Source organism: Paenibacillus glycanilyticus (genome assembly GCF_023715145.1).
In the GTDB taxonomy this organism is placed as follows: Bacteria; Bacillota; Bacilli; order Paenibacillales; family Paenibacillaceae; genus Pristimantibacillus; species Pristimantibacillus glycanilyticus_A.
The window spans coordinates 175,455-200,093 of sequence record NZ_JAMBNP010000001.1; the positions used below are offsets into that span (position 1 = coordinate 175,455).

A 24,639-nucleotide genomic window follows, 5' to 3' on the forward strand; every position below is an offset into this window, starting at 1 on the left:
TTTGATGCTTGTTCATGCTCGGTGGTTTCGCTGCGCAAAAGTGTCATGGCTTCAATCGCTGTTGTCCACGAATTTCTTCATCTCAGCTGCTAAGCGGTTGAAATTCTTGGACAAAGGCGAACACTGCGTTTCTCAACCATGACTCTTTCGCTCCGCTCAATCCTCGCACTTGCGCGAGCACGCAAGTCATTCCTTCCAAGTCGGAATGACGGGAAAGAAAAGATGGAGACAGTGCGGAAAACGTTATGAACATGTCAGTATCTCCATGTTCTTGGTTATCCACACCGGTATATTTCTAAATTTGTTTATGTAGGTAACAAATCGGTTAAGATCAAAAGCGGGAACACGATAATCCAACTGTCGAAACGGTCGAGTACACCACCGTGGCCCGGTAAAATAGAGCCGGAATCTTTGATGTTGCGGACACGTTTGTATGCCGATTGGATAAGGTCTCCCAGTTGTCCGGCTACCGCCACGATAAGTCCGATCAGCAAGGCAGTGGCAATCCCGATGATATCGGGAGCGCTGATAGCGAAGATGAGCGCCGCAATAACGGACAGCACAACACCGCCTACAGATCCTTCAATCGTCTTGTTCGGGCTTATAGACGGCCATAGCTTATGCTTGCCCATCGACCGTCCAACGAAATAAGCACCAGCATCAGAAGCAACGTTGCAAGTAATAATAAGGAATGACCAGAAGATGCCGTGATGCGCTAGATCCCTGACCGCATACATCGAGCTGAAGCCATATCCTACATATAAAGCGCCTAACAACATAAGCGAGGCGCCATCGAGGGTTATTTTGTTTTTGGTGAATACCGTTACTGCCAAAAGCAAGAAAGCCAAAATCCAAAGAACGGTAATCGCAGAGGGTGATTCTACGCCCATAAGCTTCCATGGAAGCACGAACAACAGCACACCGGCATAACCAAGCAAAGATGCTGGCTCATTCCATGTGTGCCCGTTCATTTTCGTATACTCGTTAAACCCAAGCAAAGCGAGCAATACCAGCGTAGCTGCATAAAACCAACTGCCGGCAAGAAGCAATGCGACAAAAGCCGCGCCGGCAAGCAGTCCCCAAATGATTCTCTGTTTCAAGTGATGGTCACTCTCCGTTATCGATGCTATAAACCGCCATATCGCCGGGCCCGGCGTTGATATTCCAGTATGGCTTCCTGCAGATGAGCTTCATTGAATTCCGGCCAATATACGTCCGTAAACCACATCTCGCTATAGGCGACTTGCCACAACATGAAGTTACTCAGCCTTAGTTCACCGCTTGTACGGATTAACAGATCGGGATCGGGAATATCTCCGGTTAACAATCGGCTGGACAACAGCTTTTCGTCAATTTGTTCGGTAGACAAGCGTCCGTCCTGCACATCGGCTGCAATCTCTTTAATTGCTTCAAGCATTTCCTTGCGACCGCCATAATTAAGAGCAAAATTGAGTACGAGTCCAGTATTATTAGCCGTCTTCGTGATAGCTTCCTCAACTGCGTTCAGTGTAAACGATGGCAAGTTTTCTTTATGCCCCATCATGCGAACTTGAACGTTTTTTTCAATAAGCTCTTCCAGCTCAATCTCCAAAAACTGCTGTGGAAGCTTCATCAGGAAATCAACTTCGTCTTTGGGCCGCTTCCAGTTCTCCGTGGAAAAAGCGTACATTGTCAAATATTTGACACCAAGACGATCTGCCTCCATTACGATCCGCTTCACCGTTTTCATCCCGGTATGATGGCCGGCAATCCGTGGAAGTCCACGTTTCTTCGCCCAACGTCCGTTGCCGTCCATAATAATGGCAATATGCTTCGGAACATTGTCTGCAGCCAAAAACGGTTCAGCCGCATTCGAGGACGGTTTGCCAAGTTTGGCCCAAAGTCGACTGATCATGTTTGTTCCTCCCACCCGGATTTCAAAAAACCAAACCCCACCTGACGGAGGGGCTGTAGGCGCAATTATACTTCCATAATCTCTTTCTCTTTAGCAACCAATACTTTGTCAACTTCCGCGATGAAACGGTCCGTTGTTTTTTGAATGTCTTCTTGATGGCGACGGGACTCATCTTCGGAAACCGTCGTTTTCTCCATCTTTTTAATATCGTCATTCGCGTCGCGACGAATATTGCGGATCGCAACTTTCGCTTCTTCGCCGAATTTTTTCGTTGTCTTTACCAGATCATTACGGCGCTCTTCTGTAAGAGGCGGCAACGTAATGCGGATAGCCGAACCATCATTTGACGGTGTCAGGCCAAGATCGGATTTCATAATCGCTTTCTCGATTGCTGCGATGGACGATTTATCCCAAGGCTGAATGAACAGCGTGCGGGAATCCGGTGTATTAATATTCGCTAATTGCGCAACGGGCGTAGGTGCCCCGTAATATTCAACTTGAACACGGTCGAGCAAAGCAGGCGTCGCCCGTCCCGCACGAAGTGTAGCCAGATCACGTTTCAAAGCAACGATTGCTTTCTCCATACGCTCTTCTGCATTTTTCTTAACTGCTTGCGGCATTATTTCGCACTTCCTCTCACAATAGTACCAATCTTCTCACCAAGCACGACTTTCTTAATATTCCCTTTTTCCGTAATCGCGAACACGACGAGCGGGATATTGTTATCCATGCAAAGCGACGATGCCGTTGAATCCATAACGCCAAGGTTTTTGTTCAGAACTTCCATATACGTCAATTCTTCGTACTTCTCTGCCGTTGCGTCTTTGAACGGGTCAGCGGAGTATACGCCGTCCACTTTGTTCTTAGCCATCAGAATGACTTCTGCTTCAATCTCCGCTGCGCGAAGCGCTGCAGTTGTATCCGTCGAGAAGAATGGGTTGCCCGTGCCGGCTGCGAAGATCACGACGCGGCCTTTCTCAAGGTGACGGATGGCGCGGCGTCTTATGTAAGGCTCCGCAATTTGTTGCATAGCGATCGAAGTTTGAACACGAGTCGGCACTTCGATTTGCTCCAAAGCGTCTTGCAGCGCCAGAGAGTTCATTACTGTTGCCAGCATGCCCATGTAGTCTGCTGTCGCACGGTCGATGCCTTTAGCCGTACCGGCGATTCCGCGCCAGATGTTGCCGCCGCCTACAACGATAGCGACTTCAACGCCGAGTGCCACCACTTCTTTAACTTGATCAGCGATTTCCGAAATGACCGAAGCTTCAATGCCGTAGCCTTGATCTCCGGATAAAGATTCACCGCTAACTTTCAGAACTATTCTTTTGAAAACAGGCTGCCCCATCGTCCCTACCTCCATCTTGTACCTCGCGGGCGAGGTAACATCCTATAATGATCTCTGTCAAGGTGTATTCTAATCCCTCTTATAAGCCAAAACTTATAAGCAAGTGCTTCGAATTTAGAAAAAAAGAGCGGGGCGAACGCCCCGCCCCGCCTGTGCGTTCGGTTTACAGTTTTGCTTGAGCCATAACTTCTTCAACGAAGTTATCCACTTTTTTCTCAAGGCCTTCGCCCAGTTCGTAACGAACGAAGCGACGGATCGAGATGTTCTCGCCGATTGCGCTGATTTTCTCGTTAAGAAGAGCCGAAATTGTTTTGTCCGGATCTTTAACGAAGGATTGCTCCATCAGGCAGTATTCTTCGTAATATTTCGAGATACGGCCGTCAACCATTTTTTCAACGATTTTTTCAGGTTTGCCTTCGTTCAGAGCTTGAGCTTTCAAGATCTCGCGCTCTTTTTCGATTTCCTCAGCCGGTACTTCTTCGCGTTTTACGAACTTAGGGTTCGCAGCAGCGATGTGCATTGCGATGTCGCGAGCGAAAGTACGGAATTGATCTGTTTTTGCTACGAAGTCAGTTTCGCAGTTGATTTCAACCAGAACGCCGATACGGCCGCCTGCATGGATATACGATTCAACTACGCCCTCAGTTGCAACACGGCCAGCTTTATTAGCAGCCGCGGACAGACCTTTTTCACGAAGCAATTCGATTGCTTTTGTGATGTCGCCGTTTGTTTCGTCCAATGCTTTCTTGCAATCGAGCATACCTGCTCCAGTTCTTTCACGAAGTTCTTTTACTGCGCTTGCGGATACCGCCATGATTAGCCCTCCTGGAAATTCCATTTTTAGTTTTTACGTTCAAAAAAAGGGCGGTGAGAGGCTTTCACCTTCTGACCACCCTTTGTTGTAGCAATTATATCGGATTAAGCAGTTGTTTGCTCGCCTTGGTTAGCTTCCACGATAGCGTCAGCCATTTTGGACGTCAGCAATTTAACTGCGCGAATCGCGTCGTCATTGCCTGGAATTACATAGTCGATTTCGTCCGGATCGCAGTTAGTATCAACGATACCTACGATTGGGATACCGAGTTTGCGTGCTTCAGCAACAGCGATACGCTCTTTGCGAGGATCGATGATGAACAGCGCGCTAGGCAGGCCTTTCATGCCTTTGATGCCGCCGAGGAATTTTTCCAGACGGTCTTTTTCTTTGTTAAGAATGATAACTTCTTTTTTAGGCAGTACTTCGAAAGTACCGTCTTCCGACCATTTTTCGAGTTGACGCAGACGGTCAATACGTTTTTGAATCGTTTGGAAGTTAGTCAGCGTGCCACCCAACCAACGTTGGTTGATGTAGAAGTTGCCGCAACGTTCAGCTTCTTCTTTCACCGAGTCTTGAGCTTGTTTTTTCGTACCTACGAACAGCATAGTGCCGCCCTCAGCAGCTACAGAACGTACGAAGTTGTAAGCTTCTTCGACTTTCTTAACTGTTTTTTGCAGGTCGATAATGTAAATTCCGTTTCTTTCTGTGAAGATATAACGATCCATCTTAGGGTTCCAACGACGAGTCTGGTGACCGAAATGTACCCCAGCTTCGAGAAGCTGTTTCATGGAAATAACCGCCATATTCAACACACCTCCTGTTATGGTTTTTGAGTAGTTACCTCCGCCCATCGCATCTTCCGCTAAAACTTCCGGCGACCGGAAGCACCATTAACGGAATTAATAGGCGTGTGTTTTTAACACCGTCAATTACTATAACATATCCTCCAAGACGGTGCAACAGCTGATTGTCGAAATTTTGCAGTCTGTCCTCAGCCCTTCATTTGCTCATCAAATTCCGACTTGGTTAGCGGCTGGCTTGTTAGAATGCGGATGATCTCTTCGACGGTTGGATTCCCCTCAAAGATGAAATAGCCGGCACGGACAGTCTTTTTGTTCATCGCCTTGATAAAAGCATCCTTGTCCGAAATCAGCTTTTGCTTGGCAAGCAGCTCTGCCGTATCCGTCAGATTCATGCCGCCGGTGATGCGGACTTGCCTTTTATCCACGGGCTTATCATGTTCAGTCGGCTTCTGGACTGCCGCCTCGTCCTTGTCTTCAGCCGCTGGCGGGGATGAAGCTTCCGCAGGCGGCGACTCCTCGGGCTTCGCTGATGCGGCCGGAGAGGACGCATTGCCTGCTTCCTTGACCGCTTTAGCCCGTTCCTCGGCCAGCTTCGTATCCAGCTCCGCTTGCGTATAGAGCTTGGGCTCGCCATCCTTGAAGCCGTCAGCGAGCTTCTGCTGACTCTCATCCCCAATCTGCATGAGCTGCAGCAAGATAGCGCCGGCAATAATACCCGCGCCTAATCCCGCGACAAAGGATCGGTTCTTAAACATGAGCCTTCTCCTCCTGCTTGGCCAGCTGCAAAATAAGCTGCACTTCCCCTTTATTCATATTCAGCTTCTTGGCGATCGCCTCGATCGATTTGCCTTGATTATACAGCTCGAACAAATCAGAATACCGCATCTGTATGCCAGATACGGTTTGTTGAGGTTCAGGCTGCTTCGCTGCAATAGCTTGATGTTGCTGCGCCGATGGGGCAGCCGGCTGTACCGATCCAGGCATCATCTGGGAAGCCAGGAGAAGATCATTCTGGCGCTGCTGCTGCAGCAAAGACAACTGCTGCTCAAGCAGCCGGTATTGGTTCTCCAGCTCTTGCACCCGCTGCCTGCTTTGTTCGGTTTGCTGCTTACCTTCTTCGTGAAGATTGGTAACAAGCTTCACCAGCTCTTGATGGTCAAGCTCCGTATTTTCCATAAACTGCTCTAGGGCAATTTCCATGTTGCGCGTATCCTTTGATTCTTGCTCCTGCTGCTTTCTGGGCAGGAATAAGGAAGCAACCGCTACAACAGCTCCAAGCAATACAATATAAGTCCAATTAGACATCATTCACACCCTCTGCAAAACATAGCTGATCTTATAGCGAAATATCCACATGATGCCCTTTATAGGGATGTTCTGGCTGACGGTCGTCTTCGGCTGCATCCTCAGGCTTTTCCGGCTTCCTCTTCCGCTTTGCCAAATACGGATTGCCGCTCTGCCTGTCTCGCTCATTCCGTACGTTTGGTCCGCCCGTTTGTTCAACGCCTGTATTTTTGCTGCGCAATTGCTCCGTCTGCTTGGATGCCAGTTCTGCCATACGCGTCTGTTCTGCTGTCATCCTATGGTTCGTTTGACTTTGCATGCCGCCCGCTTCCGGGGTACGCGGTATGGACCATTGCAAATCGATTGGCTTAAAAGGCATACTCAAGCTCCTTCCCTAAAGGCGCAGGATACAAGGCATTTACGAAAACAAAGGAAATTGGACGATATCTCCTTCCGAGTAACGGAAAGAAACCCGCTGTATCGGATCCTTGATAAATCGCGTATAACGTCCGATTACTATCTTAATGCCGCCATAGACCGTATGGCTGATATCGACCTTGGCCTGGTCTGTATCTTCCACCGTTTTCTCAATCTCCAGAACGCGCTCTCTGATTTGATCAATCTCAGCGGCCGTCTGACGTCTTGTTGCGCCTAGCTTGATCCGCATCGCCATCTTTTGATCGTTTAATTGGTCCAAAGCCGCCTGCTGATCCAAAATGGCAAGTGCTTTCTCCGTCTTGTCAATGGCATCCAGATGCTGACGCAGCTTCAACCGGAGCTCCTGAAGCTCGGTACGGGATTCCGGTCTTACTCCTACCTCGATTGCCGTTGCCGTAGACATGGTATTGCCAATTACGCGTGCGGAAACCTGCTCAACCGCCTGAATCGTTCCGCCGACAATTAATCCCTTAGAACCTTGACAGATAACGTTGCGCCCTGCACGTACGTTAGAATGCATAATGCTCTGAGACACAAGAACATCCTCGCCGGCAATCACATTGCTGTCTTGGATGAACGAGCTCTTCACATTTTTTTGCGCTTTGACGTAGCCTTTATTGCCAGCCATAATTCCGCCAGTAATCTCGATCGAACCCTCGGACTCCATCTCTGCCCCTTCAACCCCGCCAATGACGCGAATATCTCCGGAGGCCTTCACGCGGAATCCGCTGAGTACGTTGCCGCGAATAACAACGGTTCCGACAAAATCGATATTGCCGACTCTATAATCAACGTCTCCGTTTACTTCATACACCGGAAAAACGTTTACTTTCTCTTTGTCAGTGATCGTAATGAGGCCGTCAATCAAAGCATACATCGCTGTCTGGGTCTCGTTCACAACGACGTTTTTACCTATCTTAAACCTTGCCTGCTTGCCCTGCTTGGCCGGAATTTCTTCGCCGGTTACCATCATGCCCGGAGTACCGAACATCGCTTCGATCCTCTCGGCGATTAATTGACCGCGCTTTACGTTTTTTAATCGCGATACTTCTTTAAAATCAACCTTGCCGTCTTCCAGCTCCGCTGGACGCTGTGACTGTTCCTTCATGTCATAAGCAAAACGGATAGAGCCATCCTTGCCGAGCGTAGCCGGATTACCAACAGCAATTAATGTTTGCTCTTTGCAGTACGCCAGCGTATTGCTGCAAATTTCATTTAACGTACTTGTTCGTATTCCAAATACAACGCCCTTGCTGCGTACAAAACGTTCCATTTGACCGGGAGTGCAGTCGAAATCCTCGGTGATCCGGTTAAAGGTCAGGAAGGCAGACAGCTTATCTGCTGATATCTGGATACGCAAGTAAGATTCCAATAAATGGTCTTCCACCTTGCCTACTCCCTTCTAATGCTGCAATAATTGATCTTTATGTTTGGCTAATGCTCCGCGCAGCCGTAAAATCGCTTTTGAATGAAGCTGCGAAATTCTCGATGGAGACAGTGACATCACTTCCGCAATTTCGCTTAAAGATAATTCCTCATAATAGAAGAGCGAGATAACCGTGCGTTCCTTCTCCGTTAATTTCTCAATCCCGCTGATCAGCGAGTCCTTGAGGAAAAACTCATGCGCTTTGTGATCCGGATTCTTCGCCCTGTCGTCAATCAGCAGCGAAAGCCTGGTTTCCGATTCTTCCTCGCGAATCGGATCTTCAAGCGAGCATACGGTTGTAATGGCGATTTCATGAAGCATCGTTGTGAACTCTTTCTCGCTAACATTCAGATAATCGCTGATTTCTGCATCCGTAACGGAACGCAAATACTTCTGCTCCAAGCTTTGATACGCTTCTTCAATTCGTTTAGCCTTTTCTCTGACCGAACGGGGAACCCAATCCCCTTGACGAAGACCGTCAATAATGGAACCGCGGATTCTCCAGGACGCATAGGTTTCAAACTGCAAGCCCCGGCAATAATCGAATTTCTCAATGGCGTCAATAAGACCCATTACGCCATTGCTAGCGAGATCATCCTTCAGAACGTTTTTGGGCAATCCAATCGCCATTCGGTTCGTCACATAATCGACCAAAGGCAAAAATTGTTCGATGAGACGCTTCTTGGCTTCTAGATCGCCTTCTTCTTTCCACGCGCGCCACAAATCCAAATTCGCAGTCGCAATCATGTCACTTACCCTCCTGTCAGATGACGAATGGCCTTAGCCAATTCTTCAGGCTCTTTATTCTGCGTCGATACCAGCTTAGGCGGTGTTAACGGTTTAAACTGCCTATTCTGTTCCGGCTGTTCAACTTCCTGTGCTCTTTGGCCGTCCATCTGTGACTTGAGCAATTGATTAAGGTCTTCGCTCTCATCAGGAGTTTGGAGATCGAGTTGCGTTCCTTTTCCTTCCTCCACGGCTGTCTCTACCTGCTGCATCACTGGCGGACGAAGTATAAAGGCCAGTGCAAACCGCATTACAAAAGCAATCGCAACAAAGGCGATGAAAGCATACATGCTGCGCATCAGCATAACAGACAGCGGGTTTTTACCAATTGAAAATAATAAGGTTAATACCGCGCCAATAATCCCCAAGCCGACATTCCATCGCCAATTTCCAACCATTTCAAATCTCCTTTATCCCAAACTGCACGCTTCTTATGCTCAATATCCCGCTGCTGCTGTCGATTTCGATCGTGCGGCCATAATTCCCGCCAGTATCCTGCCCGATTACCGGTATCGAATAGTTCGCGAGAATTTCCAAACAGGATTCTACGTTCCGGGGTCCGATTCGCATGGAATCCGACTGGCCCGAGAAGGCAAACATTTGCGCTCCGCCGGCCATTTTCGCTGCCAGACGCCCTACAACGGCGCCTACAGCCTTCATTTGCCCAATAAGCTCCGGAATTGCCGTATCCGCATATTTGGCAATATTCATAGTCGACTCTCTGGCAATATCGGAGGATGGCAGCATAACATGCGCCATTCCCGCAATTCGTGCAACAGGATCGTATAACGTTAGTCCGACACAAGAGCCTAGTCCTGTTGTCCGCAGATGTGCTCCGCCCGCAGCCCATTTCAAATCTGCCATGCCAACCTTGATCACATCTTGTTGGATCATTCGGTCAGTACTCCCAAGGATTGAAATATTTTAGAGAATGAGTCAGGATCAGGAATCAGGAAGAAATGTCCCTCCAGCTCTTCTCTGTCTTCGAGAAACGTTGTTTCGATCAGAAGGGCGGAATCGCCCATCTCGCCATACTGCATCAGGCCGTAAGTAAGGATTGGTCCTGCCATATCTCTTGCGACGGAAGGAACCGAAGGGGCCATCGACAAATGGGTAAAATCAGCCAGGGAAGATAAATAAGATCCCGCCAAAATATTGCCGATCTCGCAAAGCGCCGACATCTCCATCTCCGAATAGCAGTCCGGGTCTTCGCTTGCAAACGACAGAAGCTGTCCAAGCAATCGCTTGGCTGCATCCTCCTGGATGATGAAAAACATATTGCCCGGCGCTTCCCCTTCTACCCGGAGGTATACCGCAAAGACGACCTGCTCGGAACCGCCGACCCGGTCTGCCACTTCTTCGAAAGGCAGCAGGCTCACCTTAGGGACAGCCATGTCAACGGGCTTGTCCAGGAGACAGGATAATGCGGTTGCCGCATTACCCGCTCCGATATTGCCTACTTCCTTTAATACATCCATCTCAAATGCTTTAAACCGGTTAAAGGCGTTCACACCTACACCTCTAACTGTTCGAGCTGAATGATTTCGTTCTTATTCAGAACCTCAGACAGATTCAGCATGATCAAGAGACGGTTATCTCCGAACTTGGCAATGCCTCTTAAATATTTCGCTTTAATACCGCCTACAATTTCCGGCGGTGAGTCGATTGTGTCTGCATCGATATCCACAACGTCATTAGCGGAATCAACGATGAAGCCAACCTCCATTTCGTTTACGGCAACAACGATGATGCGGCTGTTCTCCGTAGTTGCCGATTCTGTAAGGCCAAACCGGCCGCGAAGATCGATAACGGGAACAACGATACCGCGAAGATTAATAACTCCTTTAATGAAGGAAGGAGTTTTCGGCACACGGGTAATCGGAGCTAAACGTTCGATTGTACGAACCTTATCCACCTCAATGCCATATTCCTCATGCGCCAGCGAAAATACGATTACTTTTAATTCTTCTCCCATCGAAAAGCCCTCCCTATTTGATTAATGCGTTAGGATCAATGATGAGTGCCACTTGGCCGTCGCCAAGAATGGTCGCACCCGATATAGCCTCGATATTGGTCAAATACTTGCCGAGCGTCTTCAGAACAATCTCGCTTTGCCCAATGAACTCATCCACCGTAACCGCCGCCCATTTATCCCCTTTGCGGATAACAACGATCTCGGTTTCCGATTCGTTATGCTCATTAAAGTCAGGCGAGTCCAGAACTTTGCCGAGGGAGACCAAAGGAATGATCGCGTTACGGAAATGAATCATCCGGTTGCCATGAACGTTCAAGATTTGATCCTTCTGGATAATGCCGGTTTCTACGATTGAAGTTAGCGGGATCGCGTATTTCTCTGAACCTAGCTTAATTAACATCGCCGAAATAATAGAGAGAGTCAGAGGCAGTTGCACGGCAAACTTCGTGCCTCGTCCAAGAGCGGAATCAACCGTTACATTTCCGCCAAGCGAGGTAATCTTGGATTTTACAACGTCAAGACCAACACCGCGTCCGGAAATATCAGAAATTTTGTCCGCCGTACTGAAGCCTGGCGCAAAGATCAACATGTTGACATCTTCGTTCGACAGCTGCTTCGCCTGCTCTTCCGTAACGACGCCGTTCTTGATAGCCGTCTTAAGCACTCTCTCGCGGTTAATGCCTCTTCCGTCTTCCTCGACTTCAATAAAGACGTGATTGCCGCTGTGATAAGCGCGCAGATGAATCGTACCCGTCTCCGGCTTGCCTGCCGCCAGACGTTCTTCCACCGTTTCGATGCCGTGGTCGACCGAGTTGCGGAGCAAGTGAACGAGCGGATCTCCAATCTCGTCAATAACGGTCCGGTCAAGCTCTGTATCCGCGCCTGTGATTACAAGGTCAATCTTCTTGTCGAGTGACTTGGCAAGATCGCGAATCATGCGCGGGAACCGGTTGAATACCGAATCTACCGGAACCATTCTCAGCTTCAAGACGATGTTCTGCAGATCCGAGCTGACGCGGGTCATATGCTCTACCGTTTCTGTCAGATCATTGCGGCGAATTTCGCTAGATAACTGCTCCAGCCTTACACGGTCAATCAACAGCTCGCTGAACAGATTCATCAAGGCATCCAGACGATCAATATCAACGCGGATAGTTCTCGATACTGCGGCTGGTGCCGACGAAGCAGCAGCTGCTTGCGAGCGTGCCGCGCCAACCTGCTTGCCAGCTTCCTCCTTCGCTGTTGCTTCTGCGGGAACGGCAGCCGGCGCTGCAGGCGCTTGCTCCTTCGCCGCCGCGTTGTTAAGCATGGCCAGCGACTCAAGATCCAGCAAGGCAACGGTTACTTTCTCGATCTCCGAGATTTCCGCGATTTGCGTCTCCAGCTCTTGCTGCGATAATGTCGAGATCGCAAACACCGTGAAGGATCGATCGAATTTCTCCTGCTCCAGATCGGTTACCGACGGCTCCGACTTCACAATATCGCCGTTCTTGCCAAGCAGGTCAAACACCATATAGGCGCGGACGCCTTTCAGCACACAATCCTCGCGGATTTCGACCTCAATATAGTAAACGTTATGTCCGCTATCGATAGATTGCTGGATAACAGAGGTTTGGAACTCGTCAAGCAATGCCGCTCCGCCTGACGTTTGACCGGTTGCGGCTGCAGCTGCTCCGGCAGAAGCGCCTGCCGTCTTGTAGTCCCCTTTTACAATCGACTGCAAGGAAGCAACAATCGCGGTCACATCCGCTTTGCCTGTTCCTCCGCCTACGATATCTTGGACCATGGACTCAAGGGCATCCAGCCCTTTGAATAAAGTATCAAAGATAAAGCTGTCCATCTTCAGCTTGCTGTTCCGAACCAGATCGAGCACATTCTCCATCTCATGGGTCAGAGAGGCGAGGTCCTCGTACCCCATTGTCGCCGACATCCCTTTCAGCGTATGGGCAGAGCGGAAGATCGACTGAACAATCGACAGATCCTCGGGGTCGCTCTCAAGGCGTAGCAAATTTTCGTTCAAAGATTGCAGGTGATCATTGGACTCGTCGATAAACATTGACAAGTAGGCGTTCATATCCATTTTGTCGCACCTCCTGATAGGACTTTATGTTCTCTAGTATCCTTTCAAAACCGCGTGCTGCAACTCGGCAGCTATCTGCTGCAAAGGCAGTACCGTCTTCACGCAGCCGCTCTCGACGGCGCTGCGCGGCATTCCATAAACGACGCAGGTCTGTTCCGATTCGGCAATCGCCGATTCCGCGCCGCTGTCGACAAGAGCCTTCATCCCTTTGGCTCCGTCGCTTCCCATTCCCGTCATAATAACGGCATGACGCTTCAGCTCGTCAAATGGGGTCAAAGATTCGAACAGTACATCGACCGATGGACGATGCCCGTTACGGGGCGGCTTCTGGGTTAGCTGGGCGTAGTAGCCGGTCTGATCTCTTGCCAGCTCCATATGATATCCGCCAGGGGCTATGTATACGACTCCTGCCTTCAGCCGGTCTCCCTGCGCCGCTTCCACCACCTCAAGCTCGCTAAAGCTGTCCAATCGCTGTGCAAGCGACTTTGTAAACTTCGGCGGCATATGCTGAACGACCAGTACGGGGGCAGTCAATTGAGCAGGCAGCGAAGTGATTACCTCGTGCAAGGCGCGTGGACCACCGGTAGATGTCCCGATTGCAATGATGTGATCAAAGCTGGCCGCAGAGGCTGACGTTTTCTTCGGCCTCTTCTGTCCCAGATTGTCTTCCAGCGCTGCTGCGATCGGAGCCAGAATAACGGGCCTGCCCGCTTCGGCCAGCGGCTTGGCCGGTCTCTTCATTCCGGCTGTCGGCTTGACTTCAGGCACCGATAACGGCGACGCCGCATCCCTTGCCTCAGCCTGCTGTTCCGGCTGCAGCAGCCCCCGCTTCCGGCTGGTCTCTTCTTCAACGGGCTTAACGGGTTTAACAAGCTGCGGCCGTTCTTTTCCGTTCTTTGTAAAAGCCTGCTGCTCTCCCGCCTCGTTAAGGGGAATCGCGTACCTCCGCATCAGAACCGCCATTCTGAGCTTTTCCAGCAGCAGCTCACCAACCCGCACAATATCATTAGAGAAAGCCCCCATCGGCTTTCTTATAAAGTCAAAAGCTCCGTACTGAAGTGCCTTGATTGTTTCTCTTGTATTCTCCTCGCTGATCCCCGACAGCATGATGACCGGAGTAGGCTGCTCAATCATAATTCGCTGCAAAGCCTCTATTCCGTTAAGCTCGGGCATCTCGAGATCAAGGGTCACAGCATCGGGCTTCCACTTCTTCACTGCTTCAATCGCTTCGAGACCGTTACAGGCTGTTGCCACAATCGTAAATTGGGGGTCTTGCACGATCAAGTCGCTAAATATTTTTCGCATGAAAGGCGAGTCGTCCACGACCAGCACGCGATAAGGAGCCATCCTGTTCCCCCCTCTTATGTACAAATAACTACCGGGATAGCTTGAACATCTTATGTATGAAACTTCTTACTCCCGCTGCTGTTTTGTGCTCCGGAACGGACATCTCCAAATATCGGCGTGCAATTTCCTCAATCCCTCTGGAGGCATCGCTTCCAGGATAAGCAACTGTGAACGGCGTTTGACGCTTTACCGCTTTGGTAACGTTCGGATCATCCAGAATGACACCCAGTGTCGGAAGTTCAGCTTGAAGAAATCTTCTGGCTACCAGATTGATTTTGTCCGCTGTCTGGACGCCTTCCTTGCGGTCCACTGCTCGGTTGATGATCAGCTTAAAGGCGGTATTTACCCCCATAGACTTGACCATTTTCACTAAAGCATAAGCATCCGTTATAGCGGTTGGTTCCGGGGTAGTGACCACAATGGTCTCTTCTGCAGCTGATATAAATTTGACGGTTTCTTTGGACAACCCCGCTCCCGTGTCAAAGAGGATATAATCGTATTCGCCCTGAAGCTTGCCGATTTGATCCGAGAACCAGTCCAGCTGCTCAGAAGATAACTCCAGAAGGTCCTGGAACCCCGAGCCGCCGGCTATAAAATGCACACCCGACGGGCCAATCTGGATAATATCCCAGATTGTCTTATCCTGCTTGAACAAATGATAGAGATGATAAGAGGAAGTCACTCCCATCAAGACATCGATATTGGCCATGCCGATATCGGCGTCAAATACGAGTACTTTTTTCCCCAGGCGTTGAAGCGATATGGCAAAGTTCAGACTGAAGTTGGATTTGCCAACTCCACCCTTCCCGCTCGTGATGGTTATGATGCGGGTAGGACGGGCAGTATCTTGTCCCATCCTCATCTTTACCATGTTGCGAAGCGCCTCCGCTTGATCATTCATCGGCAGGAGCCCCCAGCAGCGCATCTATATAACGCTCCGCATGAAATGGGCCAATATCGTCCGGTACCGTCTGACCGCTTGCAATGAAGACCGGTTCTAATTCATGCTGCAAGGCCAGGTTTAAGATTGATCCGTAAACGGATGTTTCATCCAGCTTCGTAAACAGTACCTTTCGTACGCCGTACTTCACAAAATTGTCCGCCACCGCCATCATATCTTTCGTCTTGCCGGTTAAGCTGAGAACAAGCACCGTTTCGCTTTGCTCACTGGACTGAAGAAGGCTGTTCACTTCCGAAACATGAAGCTCGTTACGAAAATTCCGGCCAGCCGTATCCATGTAGATCAGTTCGCGGTCCTCCAGCTGCTTGAAGGCTTTAGGCAAATCCATAGGCGAGAAGACGACTTCCATCGGAACGTTCAGGATGTTCGCATACGTTCTAAGCTGATCAACCGCTGCAATCCGGTAGGTATCGGAGGTAATGAAACCAACCTGCCTGCCGAATTTGATCGATTGTCCCGCTGCCAGCTTGGCGATCGTTGTTGTCTTGCCTACACCGGTCGGACCCACAAAATGTACGATTCTTGCCGATTCATTAATGGATTGATTGCTGTACGGCGCCAGCCAGTCCAACAACAGTTCACGAGCAATTGACCATGTATCCGTCGCGTTTATCACTTCCTGGCGCACCGCCAGCTTCTCGTTTAATGCATCGATTAAACGGTCAATCAACACCGGTTCAACCTCTTGCTGAACCAATCGGCCATACAAGGCTTGAATGGCGAGCGGCCTTGTTTCCTCGGGCTTATGCATCGACAGCTGCTTCAAGGACTGCTTGATAAAGCGGATTTCTTCCAGTAAATCCTCGTTAATCCGATTGATCGACTGAGACGGAGACGCTATAGGCACGGAAGGCGGCGGAGTCTGTACGACGGGAGCAGGCGGCTCCAGAACCGCTGTTGCCGTTGCAGCCGCTTGCCTCTTCGATTCCTGAATGGCATGAACGACGCGCTGCACATCCGCCGCTGCTTTCTTCGGCTGGGTCGCTGCGGCAGGAGCTGCTGCACCCGTTTCAATAGCAGCGATGACCTCCATCTTCTTCTTCCGAAACATTCCCATAAATCCACCGATCCGGACTTCCTTCGTATTCAGAATGACCGCGTCTTTGCCCAGCTCGCTCCGAATCATCGGCAGCGCTTCCGGCAAGGCATTCACGACATAACGTTTTACTCTCATAAATTCACCACCCCTACGCTTTGAACTTCAATGTTAGGCTCAAGCTCGCTGTACGATAACACCGGTATATCCTGCATCGTCCGCTCGACAATTTGTCTGAGATACATGCGAATGGTAGGCGATGTCAGTACAACCGGCTGCTGACCCGATTGAATCTGGCGCGATACTTGCTCATTAAGCTTCTGATAGATTTGCTGGGTAGAGACAGGGTCAAGCGCTATATAGCTGCCTTGATCCGTTTGCTGTACCGATTCAGCGATCTTCTTCTCAAGCGATGGACCAACCGTGATCACCTTAAGCATATTTCCTGACGAAGTGAATTGCTGAGTGATTTGCCTGGACAAGGCTTGACGGGCATATTCGGTAAGAATATCCGGGTCCTTGGTATAATGGGCTTGATCCGCGAGCGATTCGAAGATCGTGACGAGATCCCGAATCGATACTTTCTCCTTCAAAAGCTTCGCCAGCACCTTTTGCAAATCGCCGATCGTTAATATGGAAGGGATAAGTTCATCGATAAGCGCAGGATACGATTCCTTCACGTTCTCTACGAGCGCTTTAGTCTCTTGGCGGCCAATCAGCTCATGAGCATGACGCTTAATAATTTCCGTTAAATGTGTCGCCACAACGGAAGGAGGATCCACTACCGTATAGCCGGATATTTCCGCTCGTTCTTTCATCGGCTCATCAATCCAGATGGCCGGAAGCCCAAACGCAGGCTCTGTCGTCTCGATCCCGATAACGGATTCGTCTTCGAACCCGGGGCTCATTGCGAGATAATGGTTAAGCAGAAGCTCGCCGCGGGCAACGATATTGCCTTTAATCTTAATGACGTATTCATTTGGCTTGAGCTGAATGTTGTCGCGGATGCGGATAACGGGAACTATCAGCCCTAGCTCCAGGGCGCATTGCCTACGGATCATAATGATCCGGTCCAGCAAATCCCCTCCCTGCTGGGTATCAGCAAGAGGAATCAAGCCATATCCAAATTCGAACTCTATTGGATCTACCTGCAAAAGGCTGATAACACTCTCGGGACTGCGCACCTCTTCGATTTGCTGTTCCTCCTCCAGAAGCTCTTCCTGCTGCATTTGCTTCGCGATTGACTTCTGCATTCGCCAAGCGCCATACACCAGGATAGCGGCAAAAGGAACTGTACGCATAATACCAATCGGCGTAAACACGCCAAGCAGCGTAATGGTTCCCGCTACGATATAGAGCAGCTTCGGATACTTGAGCAGCTGCAGCGTGACATCTTGCGCGAAGTTACCATCCGATGCCGCTCGGGTTACTATTAATCCGGCAGCTGTTGAGATTAACAAGGCGGGAATCTGGCTGACCAGACCGTCGCCAATCGTTAGTATCGAATATTTATGAATAGCTTCACTGAAGCTCTCCCCATGAATGGCCATCCCGATTACGAAACCGCCAACGAGGTTAATAATCAGGATAATAATAGAAGCGATCGCATCGCCTTTGACGAATTTACTCGCACCGTCCATCGAGCCGTAAAAATCAGCTTCTCTTTCGATTTTCGAGCGGCGCTCGCGCGCCTGCTGTTCATTGATCAGTCCCGCGTTCAGGTCGGCGTCAATACTCATTTGCTTGCCGGGCATAGCGTCGAGTGTAAATCTGGCTGCAACCTCCGCTACCCGTTCCGAACCTTTCGTAATAACGATGAACTGGACAACGACCAAGATGAGGAAGACGACGAAGCCAATCGCGATCTCTCCTCCGCCTACCCAGGATCCAAACGTTTGTACGACCTCACCCGCATGGCCATGCGACAAAATATTGCGCGTTGTCGAAACGTTAAGCGCCAGCCGGAATAAAGTCGTGACGAGCAGGATTGCCGGGAAGATGGAGAAATCAAGAGCTTCCTTCGTATTCATCGCAATCAGCAGAATCATGAGCGCGATCGAAATGTTCAGGATGAGCAATATATCCAGCAGCAGTGTTGGTATAGGGATGACCATCATGAGTACGATGCCGATAATCCCAGCTAAGATAGCAATATCTTTCACTTTCATGATGTTGTCTCCTCCCTTTCAATTATGATGAACTAAGATGAACGAACCCGGCCTTTCATTTTATAAACAGCCGCTAATACTTCCGCCACAGCTTGGAACAAATCGGCGGGAATCGAATCACCGATATCGGCCCGTTCGTATAACGCTCTGGCCAGCGGTTTATTTTCCATCATAATAACGCCGTGCTCCTTGGCAACCTCACGTATGCGCAGCGCCACGTGATCCATTCCTTTCGCGATAATGAGCGGTGCCTCCATCTTGGAAGCATCATATTGCAGGGCAATGGCAAAGTGAGTCGGGTTCGTAATGACGACGTCGGCTTTCGGCACTTCCTGCATCATCCGCTGCATGGCCATTCGGCGCTGCCGTTCGCGGATCTTGCCTTTGATCAGGGGATCGCCTTCCGACTTCTTGTACTCGTCCTTAATGTCCTGCTTGGACATCCTAAGGCTCTTCGCATGCTCATACCGCTGATACATATAATCGGCGAAAGCCAATACGACAAGCACTGCACCGGTCTCGAGGCCCAGTTTGACCGTCAGCCCGGCGGTGAATTGAAAGATTTGCTGGATCGACAGACTGGAAAGGATCAAGATCTTGTCCCAATCGCTCCATATCGCTTGATAGACGAGAAAACCGATAATTAATAACTTCAATATACTCTTGAGAAATTCAACGACTGTTCTCATGGAGAAGATTTGTTTAAAGCCGTTTATCGGATTCAGCTTCGTGAATTTCAGCTTAAGCGGCTCGCCGGTAAGCAGAAATCCGAACTGCATGACGTTGCCGGCTATTGCAATGACTACTACTATGGCGAAGATCGGCGCCAGAAACATCAGCATGTCTACCGCCAGCTTGTCAAAGAGCGGCATGATGTTCGCCACCGTCACATCCATCGTCAGCCAATCATTAAACAGCTCCTGGAACACGCTCATAATCCGCGTCTTATAGTAACTGCCCAATGCGGCAAATGTCGCAAAGGTAAAGAGCAGAATCATTGAGCTTGGCAAATCGTTCGATTTGGCTATCTGCCCTTTCTTGCGGGCTTCCTGTGTTTTCTTGGGTGTCGCTTTTTCTGTTTTTTCCTGACTAAACAGCTGCAAGTCTAGCTCTAGGTAGTAAGATCTCAACGTTGCAGCCTCCTTATTTGGTTTCGGTTTGTTGGACGATCCCGAACAACTGCTCCAAATTGTCAAACATAATGGCGAACAGTCTTTCGAAAATCGCGGATATACCCGGAAGCAGAAGAATCAATAATCCGAGGCCCAGCAGAAGCTTTAGCGGAATCCCGATAACGAACACGTTATACTGGGGTGCTGTCTTCGCGAGAAATCCAAGCCCTACGTCAGTCAGAAACATCGCGATTACCAGCGGCGCCGCAACCTGCATCGCAAGCAGGAACGCATTGCCTACCGATCGCGACAAGAAGTCGGTTATGCTGCCGTTATAAAACGCGCTAAACATTTCATTGGATAGCGGCATCCATTTGTAGCTGTCCATCAGACCTGTAAGCAGATAATGATGGCCATTCACCGACAGGAACACCATGATGAGCAGCATGTACTTGAAATTGCCGAGCAGCGGTGCAGAGACGCCTGTCATCGGATCAATCACGTTTGACATCGCAAATCCGATCTGCATATCCATCAAGGCGCCAGCTGTCTGTACAACCGTCATGAACAGATAAACGATATACCCCATCAGCACTCCGATCAGAATCTCCCGGAAGATGTATAGTATATATTCGGCGTCCATCGGTACGGTTGTTTCTTTCAATCCGTAAGTCATAAAGACAATTAGAGAGAGAAAGAAACCCAGGCCGATCTTGAATACGCTTGGCACTCCGCGCATGTTGAACAATGGTGCCACGACGAAAAACGATGTCATTCGACAAAAAATAAGCAAAAAAATAGGGAAGTACTGGGCGATCTGATCCATGATTTCCGTTCACAACCTATCCGACATATTTATACAAGTTGTTCAGCAGATTGTAAGTGAAATCGACGATTACATTTAGAATCCAAGGACCAAATATAATCAGGGATACAAAGACCGCTACGATTTTAGGCACAAAAGCTAACGTCTGCTCTTGAATTTGGGTAGTCGCTTGAAAAATACTAATGATTAATCCGACGACTAGAGCGAGAACGAGCATCGGCGCGCTGGCTTTCAATACGGTACTGATGGCTTGTCCAGCCAATCCGATGATGAAATCAGCACTCATTGAACGTTCCTCCCTGTCATTAATTACGTGTTGAAGCTTAAGAGCAATGATTTGACGATCAGGTACCACCCGTCCACCAGTACGAATAACAGCAGCTTAAACGGCAGAGATATCATGACCGGCGGCAGCATCATCATCCCCATGGCCATCAAGGTGCTCGACACGATCATATCGATCACCAGGAAGGGAATAAAGATCATGAAGCCCATCTGGAATGCTGTCTTCAGCTCGCTTATCGCATAAGCCGGTACAAGTACGGTAATCGGAATATCCTGATAGGTCTCCGGCTTCTCTGTCTTCGTATAGTTCAGGAACAGAAGAAGATCTTTCTCCCTTGTATGCGAGACCATAAACTTCTTCATCGGGTCTGCCGCTTTCTCGAGCGCGACGGTCTGCGTAATTTCACCCTTCAGATAAGGCTGCAGAGCGACTTCGTTTACTTGAGAGAAGGTTGGAGCCATGATGAAAAAGGTCAGGAACATCGCAAGTCCGATCAGTACCTGGTTTGGCGGCATTTGCTGCGTTCCAAGCGATGTCCGGACGAAACCAAGAACAATAACGATCCGGGTAAAGCTTGTCATTAGCACGAGTATGGCGGGTGCTACGCTTAATACTGTAATCAGAAGAAGGAGCGACAATGCGCTTGTCCCCGGCTCTTCGCTTCCGTCACCAATGCTGATATCGACATTCGGGAGCGGATCAGCTGCAAACGCATGTGATTGCAGCAGCATAACCCCTAGCAGTACGGTGACGATCGAAATCCACCATTTATTTTTCATTGTCATCCCCATCATGTTTGGATTCCTTCAGAAGCGACTCCAGCTGTTGCTTCCGGTCGGCCTGCTTGCTGAGGTTTTGATTCAGCAAGCTTTGGAACGAGGTTGCCTGCATGTTCCATTGCCCTTCCGTCAGGTCTTCCCCTTTGCCCGTCTCTTCTTTACGGAACCGCTTAAGAAAATCAGAGATTGTATTCGCCGACCATCCGGCTGCATTCGACTGCCGATCGAGCGATTGAAGAATCGCCTGTACCTGCTCCGCATCATCAATCTTGTCGAGCAGGGTTACGTTCTCTCCTACGCCTACGACATACAAACGGCCAGACAGCTCAACAACCTGAAGCGAATTGTTCTGCCCCAGCGCAACCCCTCCGAGGGAGCGTACCGCACGGTTAGTTCCCCATGCGCGATTACGCTGAGACAGCCATTTAATAAGTAGGATAATTAAGCCGATAACTATAAATAGGGAGATAATGACCCATATAATATTGCCGGTATAGCTTGATGTGCCCTCCATCGGTGACACATCATTCCCCTCGCTGCCCGCCGCCGCGGCGAAGGCGGGCTGTACAGCAACGCCAACCGCAGTCAAGGACGTCAATCTCGTAACATATGTAAGCATTGCTTAGCCAAGCGTCTTCTTGATCGCTTCAATTACGCGATCGGCTTGGAATGGTTTGACGATAAAGTCTTTTGCGCCGGCTTGGATCGCATCAATAACCATCGCCTGCTGGCCCATCGCGGAGCACATGATCACTTTTGCGTTGGCGTCAAGCTTCTTAATCTCTTTCAGTGCCGAAATACCATCCATCTCAGGCATCGTAATGTCCATCGTAATCAGGTCAGGCTTAAGCTCCTTGTACTTCTCTACCGCCTGTGCGCCGTCTTGCGCTTCCCCGACGACCTCGTAGCCGTTTTTTGTCAGAATGTCGCGGATCATCATGCGCATGAATGCTGCGTCGTCTACGATTAGAATGCGGTTTGCCATCTTTTTTTCCTCCTAGAGTATTATTGCAATTTTTGAATGCGGTCCCATTGGCTTACGATATCTGTCACCCGTACGCCGAAGTTCTCATCAATAACGACAACCTCGCCCTTGGCGATCAGCTTGTTGTTCACCAGGATGTCGACAGGTTCGCCGGCAAGCTTGTCCAGCTCAATAATGGAGCCTTGGGACAGTTCCAGAATATCCTTAATTTGCTTTTGGGTCCTACCTAATTCTACGGTAACTTTAAGCGGTATGTCGAGAAGTAAATTGAGGTTTGTCTCGTCTGTATGCACATAAGGCGCTTGATTAAAGTTCGCGAACTGGACAGGCTGAACATTTACGTTGCGGCTTCCCGGATGGCCATAGGTCTGAGGACCCTGTGGCTGCATCGGAATGTCGAATGCCGGACCTTGCTGATAAGGATGATAAGGCTGGTTATATTGCGATGCTGCCGCTGCCGGTGCTTGCTGATAAGGATCCTGATAAGCCGGCTGCTGAGCAGGTGCCGGCGCTTGAACCGCGGCAGCTTGCGGTGCGGGAGCAGGCGCTGGCGCAGAAGCAGCTGGTTCAGCAATCTCGCTCTCAACATCCCCCATCAGAATGGCTACCATTTGCTTTGCGAACGGTACGGGCAGCAATTGCATGATCGTAGAATCTATCAGATCCCCAATCGTTAATCGGAATGAGATTTTGATAAACACATCTTCCGGCGGAAGCTGTCCCATTCCTCCTCCGCTGTCGACATCCAGAATGTCGATGCCGGGAGGCGAAATATTAACGAAGCGGTTAAATATCGTTGACATGGACGTTGCGGAAGAACCCATCATCTGGTTCATCGCTTCTTGAACGGCGCTGATATGAATCTCATTCAGCTCCTGAAGCGTCACATCGCCTTCTCCGCCGAGCATGAGGTCAGCAATGACCTGCGCATCCTTCGTCTTGATGACGAGGGAATTGATCCCCTGGAAGCCGTCTACGTACTGTACGCTGACTGCCACATGCGGCTTTGGAAATTCATTGGCCAGATCCTCGCGTTTGATGAAAGTAACCTGAGGAGTTGTAATGTCTACTTTCTTGCCTAGCAAGGTCGACAATGCCGTTGCAGCACTGCCAAACGTGATATTGCCGATTTCCCCCAGAGCATCCTGCTCAATCGAAGACAGGAAGTCTGACAGCTGATATTCGGGAGCCGACGACTGTGCTGAAGCGAGGTCGCTGGCTGTCTGATTAAGCAACGCGTCAATTTCTTCTTGCGATAAATAATCTTTACTCGTCATTTTCTTCTTCCGCTCCTTCGCTAACAACTTGATCCACTTGTACGGCTATCCGATCTTTAACGGAGCCAGGGCTGCCGATAAATTTCAGCTTCTCGCCAACCTTGATGCGAAGGCCGTCTTCAATCGGTTTATTTAACGAAATGACATCTCCGGCCGACAATCCCAAAAACTCTTTGATCGTAATGACCGATTCCCCGAGCTCGGCGACGATCGGCAGCTTCGCTTTGCTGACGCGCTGCTCCAGCATCTCCACTTCCTCCGGAATCCGCTCTTTCTTCTGGGAGACAAACCAGTGGTGAGCCGACAGCCGCGGCATAATCGGTTCAATTACAACATGCGGGATACATAGATTGATCATCCCCGTTGTATCGCCAATCTTGGTGCTAAGCGAGATCAGGGCGATTGTTTCGTTAGGCGAAACGATTTGCATGAACTGCGGATTCGTCTCAAGCGCCTCCAGACGAGGCGATATATCGATGATCGTCTTCCATGCTTCCTGCAGGCTTTCGAATGCTCTCGCGAAGATCCGCTCCATAATAATGGTTTCGATCTCGGTCAAGTTATTGATCTTGGACGGCGCCATCCCCTGTCCGCCAAGCATCCGGTCAAGCATGGCGTAGGCTACGTTAGGGTGAACCTCGAGCACCATGCGTCCTTCCAGCGGCTCCGCTTCAAATATGTTCAGTATCGTCATCTTCGGAATCGAGCGGATAAATTCATCGTAAGGCAGCTGCTCGACCTGCACGACGTTGATCTGAACGAATGTACGAAGCTGCGCTGAGAAATAGGTTGTCAAATATCGCGCGAAGTTTTCGTGTATGCGAGTTAAGCTTCGTATGTGATCCTTCGAGAATCGAGTAGCGCGCTTGAAATCATAGACTCGAACTTTACGCGTAACTTCTTCTTTTTTCAGCTCATCCGCATCCATCTCGCCCGATGACAAAGCGGCGAGCAGCGCGTCTATCTCATTCTGCGATAATACATCAACCAATTCTCTCACCCCCTTCAAGGAAT

Annotated in this window: 28 protein-coding genes; all 28 read right to left on the minus strand. The window is 49.7% G+C overall.

Going from position 1 to position 24,639, the window contains the following annotated elements:
- Positions 1-305 precede the first annotated feature (305 nt).
- The 28 genes from M3194_RS00865 to fliM all read right to left on the minus strand — a co-directional run bounded on the left by M3194_RS00865 (position 306) and on the right by fliM (position 24,616).
- Positions 306-1,100, minus strand: coding sequence for a phosphatidate cytidylyltransferase (locus M3194_RS00865; protein ID WP_251651145.1), 795 nt, complete (start codon positions 1,098-1,100; stop codon positions 306-308).
- 26 nt (positions 1,101-1,126) lie between these two features.
- Positions 1,127-1,894 carry an isoprenyl transferase gene (locus M3194_RS00870; protein WP_251651146.1) on the minus strand — a complete coding sequence of 256 codons (768 nt, stop codon included), beginning with the start codon at positions 1,892-1,894 and terminating at the stop codon, positions 1,127-1,129.
- A 65-nt stretch (positions 1,895-1,959) separates the two neighbouring features.
- A complete protein-coding gene (frr, locus tag M3194_RS00875; protein ID WP_251651147.1) occupies positions 1,960-2,514 on the minus strand; it encodes a ribosome recycling factor in 555 nt (184 codons plus the stop codon).
- Entirely contained in the window at positions 2,514-3,242 is a 729-nt protein-coding gene (gene pyrH, locus M3194_RS00880) for a UMP kinase (RefSeq protein ID WP_015844996.1), read from the minus strand. Before pyrH ends, frr begins: the two co-directional genes overlap by 1 nt.
- Positions 3,243-3,405: 163 nt before the next feature.
- Complete coding sequence (gene tsf, locus M3194_RS00885; protein WP_015844997.1) at positions 3,406-4,056, minus strand: translation elongation factor Ts; 651 nt, start codon at positions 4,054-4,056, stop codon at positions 3,406-3,408.
- 104 nt (positions 4,057-4,160) lie between these two features.
- The gene (rpsB, locus tag M3194_RS00890; protein ID WP_015844998.1) at positions 4,161-4,859 is read right to left on the minus strand and encodes a 30S ribosomal protein S2; all 699 of its coding nucleotides are present in this window, start codon (positions 4,857-4,859) and stop codon (positions 4,161-4,163) included.
- Between the two features lie 188 nt (positions 4,860-5,047).
- Complete coding sequence (locus tag M3194_RS00895; RefSeq protein WP_251651148.1) at positions 5,048-5,614, minus strand: hypothetical protein; 567 nt, start codon at positions 5,612-5,614, stop codon at positions 5,048-5,050.
- The gene (locus tag M3194_RS00900; protein WP_251651149.1) at positions 5,607-6,167 is read right to left on the minus strand and encodes a DUF6115 domain-containing protein; all 561 of its coding nucleotides are present in this window, start codon (positions 6,165-6,167) and stop codon (positions 5,607-5,609) included. The genes M3194_RS00895 and M3194_RS00900 overlap by 8 nt, the downstream gene beginning before the upstream one ends.
- Before the next feature lie 28 nt (positions 6,168-6,195).
- The gene (locus M3194_RS00905) at positions 6,196-6,522 is read right to left on the minus strand and encodes a hypothetical protein (protein ID WP_251651150.1); all 327 of its coding nucleotides are present in this window, start codon (positions 6,520-6,522) and stop codon (positions 6,196-6,198) included.
- A gap of 39 nt (positions 6,523-6,561) precedes the next feature.
- Positions 6,562-7,968, minus strand: a complete 1,407-nt coding sequence (locus M3194_RS00910; RefSeq protein ID WP_251651151.1) for a DUF342 domain-containing protein — start codon at positions 7,966-7,968, stop codon at positions 6,562-6,564.
- Between the two features lie 15 nt (positions 7,969-7,983).
- Complete coding sequence (locus tag M3194_RS00915) at positions 7,984-8,754, minus strand: FliA/WhiG family RNA polymerase sigma factor (protein WP_251651152.1); 771 nt, start codon at positions 8,752-8,754, stop codon at positions 7,984-7,986.
- 5 nt (positions 8,755-8,759) lie between these two features.
- Positions 8,760-9,191 (minus strand): hypothetical protein, encoded by a 432-nt coding sequence (locus M3194_RS00920; protein ID WP_251651153.1) that lies wholly within the window; start codon positions 9,189-9,191, stop codon positions 8,760-8,762.
- Position 9,192: 1 nt separating this feature from the next.
- Positions 9,193-9,687, minus strand: a complete 495-nt coding sequence (locus M3194_RS00925; RefSeq protein ID WP_251651154.1) for a chemotaxis protein CheD — start codon at positions 9,685-9,687, stop codon at positions 9,193-9,195.
- Positions 9,684-10,271: a chemotaxis protein CheC gene (locus tag M3194_RS00930; protein ID WP_251652075.1), complete on the minus strand. Its 588-nt coding sequence runs from the start codon at positions 10,269-10,271 to the stop codon at positions 9,684-9,686. The genes M3194_RS00925 and M3194_RS00930 overlap by 4 nt, the downstream gene beginning before the upstream one ends.
- 35 nt (positions 10,272-10,306) lie before the next feature.
- Positions 10,307-10,768 (minus strand): chemotaxis protein CheW, encoded by a 462-nt coding sequence (locus M3194_RS00935; RefSeq protein WP_251651155.1) that lies wholly within the window; start codon positions 10,766-10,768, stop codon positions 10,307-10,309.
- Positions 10,769-10,781: 13 nt separating this feature from the next.
- The gene (locus M3194_RS00940) at positions 10,782-12,848 is read right to left on the minus strand and encodes a chemotaxis protein CheA (protein ID WP_251651156.1); all 2,067 of its coding nucleotides are present in this window, start codon (positions 12,846-12,848) and stop codon (positions 10,782-10,784) included.
- Positions 12,849-12,881: 33 nt separating this feature from the next.
- Positions 12,882-14,195 (minus strand): protein-glutamate methylesterase/protein-glutamine glutaminase, encoded by a 1,314-nt coding sequence (locus M3194_RS00945; RefSeq protein WP_251651157.1) that lies wholly within the window; start codon positions 14,193-14,195, stop codon positions 12,882-12,884.
- Positions 14,196-14,223: 28 nt separating this feature from the next.
- Positions 14,224-15,096 (minus strand): MinD/ParA family protein, encoded by an 873-nt coding sequence (locus M3194_RS00950; protein WP_251651158.1) that lies wholly within the window; start codon positions 15,094-15,096, stop codon positions 14,224-14,226.
- Complete coding sequence (flhF, locus tag M3194_RS00955) at positions 15,089-16,330, minus strand: flagellar biosynthesis protein FlhF (RefSeq protein ID WP_251651159.1); 1,242 nt, start codon at positions 16,328-16,330, stop codon at positions 15,089-15,091. Before flhF ends, M3194_RS00950 begins: the two co-directional genes overlap by 8 nt.
- Positions 16,327-18,360, minus strand: coding sequence for a flagellar biosynthesis protein FlhA (gene flhA / locus M3194_RS00960; protein ID WP_251651160.1), 2,034 nt, complete (start codon positions 18,358-18,360; stop codon positions 16,327-16,329). The genes flhF and flhA overlap by 4 nt, the downstream gene beginning before the upstream one ends.
- Before the next feature lie 32 nt (positions 18,361-18,392).
- A complete protein-coding gene (flhB, locus tag M3194_RS00965) occupies positions 18,393-19,490 on the minus strand; it encodes a flagellar biosynthesis protein FlhB (protein WP_251651161.1) in 1,098 nt (365 codons plus the stop codon).
- A gap of 13 nt (positions 19,491-19,503) precedes the next feature.
- Positions 19,504-20,298, minus strand: a complete 795-nt coding sequence (gene fliR, locus M3194_RS00970) for a flagellar biosynthetic protein FliR (protein WP_251651162.1) — start codon at positions 20,296-20,298, stop codon at positions 19,504-19,506.
- A 16-nt stretch (positions 20,299-20,314) separates the two neighbouring features.
- Complete coding sequence (gene fliQ / locus M3194_RS00975) at positions 20,315-20,584, minus strand: flagellar biosynthesis protein FliQ (RefSeq protein WP_091181611.1); 270 nt, start codon at positions 20,582-20,584, stop codon at positions 20,315-20,317.
- 23 nt (positions 20,585-20,607) lie between these two features.
- Positions 20,608-21,315 (minus strand): flagellar type III secretion system pore protein FliP, encoded by a 708-nt coding sequence (fliP, locus tag M3194_RS00980; protein WP_397334274.1) that lies wholly within the window; start codon positions 21,313-21,315, stop codon positions 20,608-20,610.
- 37 nt (positions 21,316-21,352) lie between these two features.
- Positions 21,353-21,982: a flagellar biosynthetic protein FliO gene (locus M3194_RS00985; protein ID WP_251651164.1), complete on the minus strand. Its 630-nt coding sequence runs from the start codon at positions 21,980-21,982 to the stop codon at positions 21,353-21,355.
- 3 nt (positions 21,983-21,985) lie between these two features.
- A complete protein-coding gene (locus M3194_RS00990; RefSeq protein WP_132305626.1) occupies positions 21,986-22,348 on the minus strand; it encodes a response regulator in 363 nt (120 codons plus the stop codon).
- Between the two features lie 20 nt (positions 22,349-22,368).
- Positions 22,369-23,625 carry a flagellar motor switch phosphatase FliY gene (gene fliY / locus M3194_RS00995; protein ID WP_251651165.1) on the minus strand — a complete coding sequence of 419 codons (1,257 nt, stop codon included), beginning with the start codon at positions 23,623-23,625 and terminating at the stop codon, positions 22,369-22,371.
- Entirely contained in the window at positions 23,615-24,616 is a 1,002-nt protein-coding gene (fliM, locus tag M3194_RS01000) for a flagellar motor switch protein FliM (RefSeq protein ID WP_251651166.1), read from the minus strand. The genes fliY and fliM overlap by 11 nt, the downstream gene beginning before the upstream one ends.
- Positions 24,617-24,639 lie beyond the last annotated feature (23 nt).

Excerpts from the sequence above, each read along its gene's own strand:
- M3194_RS00870 (WP_251651146.1), bottom strand. The coding sequence starts at position 1,894 with ATGATCAGTCGACTTTGGGCCAAACTTGGCAAACCGTCCTCGAATGCG.
- frr (WP_251651147.1), bottom strand. The coding sequence starts at position 2,514 with ATGCCGCAAGCAGTTAAGAAAAATGCAGAAGAGCGTATGGAGAAAGCA.
- pyrH (WP_015844996.1), bottom strand. The coding sequence starts at position 3,242 with ATGGGGCAGCCTGTTTTCAAAAGAATAGTTCTGAAAGTTAGCGGTGAA.
- tsf (WP_015844997.1), bottom strand. The coding sequence starts at position 4,056 with ATGGCGGTATCCGCAAGCGCAGTAAAAGAACTTCGTGAAAGAACTGGA.
- rpsB (WP_015844998.1), bottom strand. The coding sequence starts at position 4,859 with ATGGCGGTTATTTCCATGAAACAGCTTCTCGAAGCTGGGGTACATTTC.
- M3194_RS00895 (WP_251651148.1), bottom strand. The coding sequence starts at position 5,614 with ATGTTTAAGAACCGATCCTTTGTCGCGGGATTAGGCGCGGGTATTATT.
- M3194_RS00900 (WP_251651149.1), bottom strand. The coding sequence starts at position 6,167 with ATGATGTCTAATTGGACTTATATTGTATTGCTTGGAGCTGTTGTAGCG.
- M3194_RS00905 (WP_251651150.1), bottom strand. The coding sequence starts at position 6,522 with ATGCCTTTTAAGCCAATCGATTTGCAATGGTCCATACCGCGTACCCCG.
- M3194_RS00915 (WP_251651152.1), bottom strand. The coding sequence starts at position 8,754 with ATGATTGCGACTGCGAATTTGGATTTGTGGCGCGCGTGGAAAGAAGAA.
- M3194_RS00920 (WP_251651153.1), bottom strand. The coding sequence starts at position 9,191 with ATGGTTGGAAATTGGCGATGGAATGTCGGCTTGGGGATTATTGGCGCG.
- M3194_RS00925 (WP_251651154.1), bottom strand. The coding sequence starts at position 9,687 with ATGATCCAACAAGATGTGATCAAGGTTGGCATGGCAGATTTGAAATGG.
- M3194_RS00930 (WP_251652075.1), bottom strand. The coding sequence starts at position 10,271 with ATGGATGTATTAAAGGAAGTAGGCAATATCGGAGCGGGTAATGCGGCA.
- M3194_RS00935 (WP_251651155.1), bottom strand. The coding sequence starts at position 10,768 with ATGGGAGAAGAATTAAAAGTAATCGTATTTTCGCTGGCGCATGAGGAA.
- M3194_RS00940 (WP_251651156.1), bottom strand. The coding sequence starts at position 12,848 with ATGGATATGAACGCCTACTTGTCAATGTTTATCGACGAGTCCAATGAT.
- M3194_RS00945 (WP_251651157.1), bottom strand. The coding sequence starts at position 14,195 with ATGGCTCCTTATCGCGTGCTGGTCGTGGACGACTCGCCTTTCATGCGA.
- M3194_RS00950 (WP_251651158.1), bottom strand. The coding sequence starts at position 15,096 with ATGAATGATCAAGCGGAGGCGCTTCGCAACATGGTAAAGATGAGGATG.
- flhF (WP_251651159.1), bottom strand. The coding sequence starts at position 16,330 with ATGAGAGTAAAACGTTATGTCGTGAATGCCTTGCCGGAAGCGCTGCCG.
- flhA (WP_251651160.1), bottom strand. The coding sequence starts at position 18,360 with ATGAAAGTGAAAGATATTGCTATCTTAGCTGGGATTATCGGCATCGTA.
- fliR (WP_251651162.1), bottom strand. The coding sequence starts at position 20,298 with ATGGATCAGATCGCCCAGTACTTCCCTATTTTTTTGCTTATTTTTTGT.
- fliQ (WP_091181611.1), bottom strand. The coding sequence starts at position 20,584 with ATGAGTGCTGATTTCATCATCGGATTGGCTGGACAAGCCATCAGTACC.
- fliP (WP_397334274.1), bottom strand. The coding sequence starts at position 21,315 with ATGCTGCTGCAATCACATGCGTTTGCAGCTGATCCGCTCCCGAATGTC.
- M3194_RS00985 (WP_251651164.1), bottom strand. The coding sequence starts at position 21,982 with ATGCTTACATATGTTACGAGATTGACGTCCTTGACTGCGGTTGGCGTT.
- M3194_RS00990 (WP_132305626.1), bottom strand. The coding sequence starts at position 22,348 with ATGGCAAACCGCATTCTAATCGTAGACGACGCAGCATTCATGCGCATG.
- fliY (WP_251651165.1), bottom strand. The coding sequence starts at position 23,625 with ATGACGAGTAAAGATTATTTATCGCAAGAAGAAATTGACGCGTTGCTT.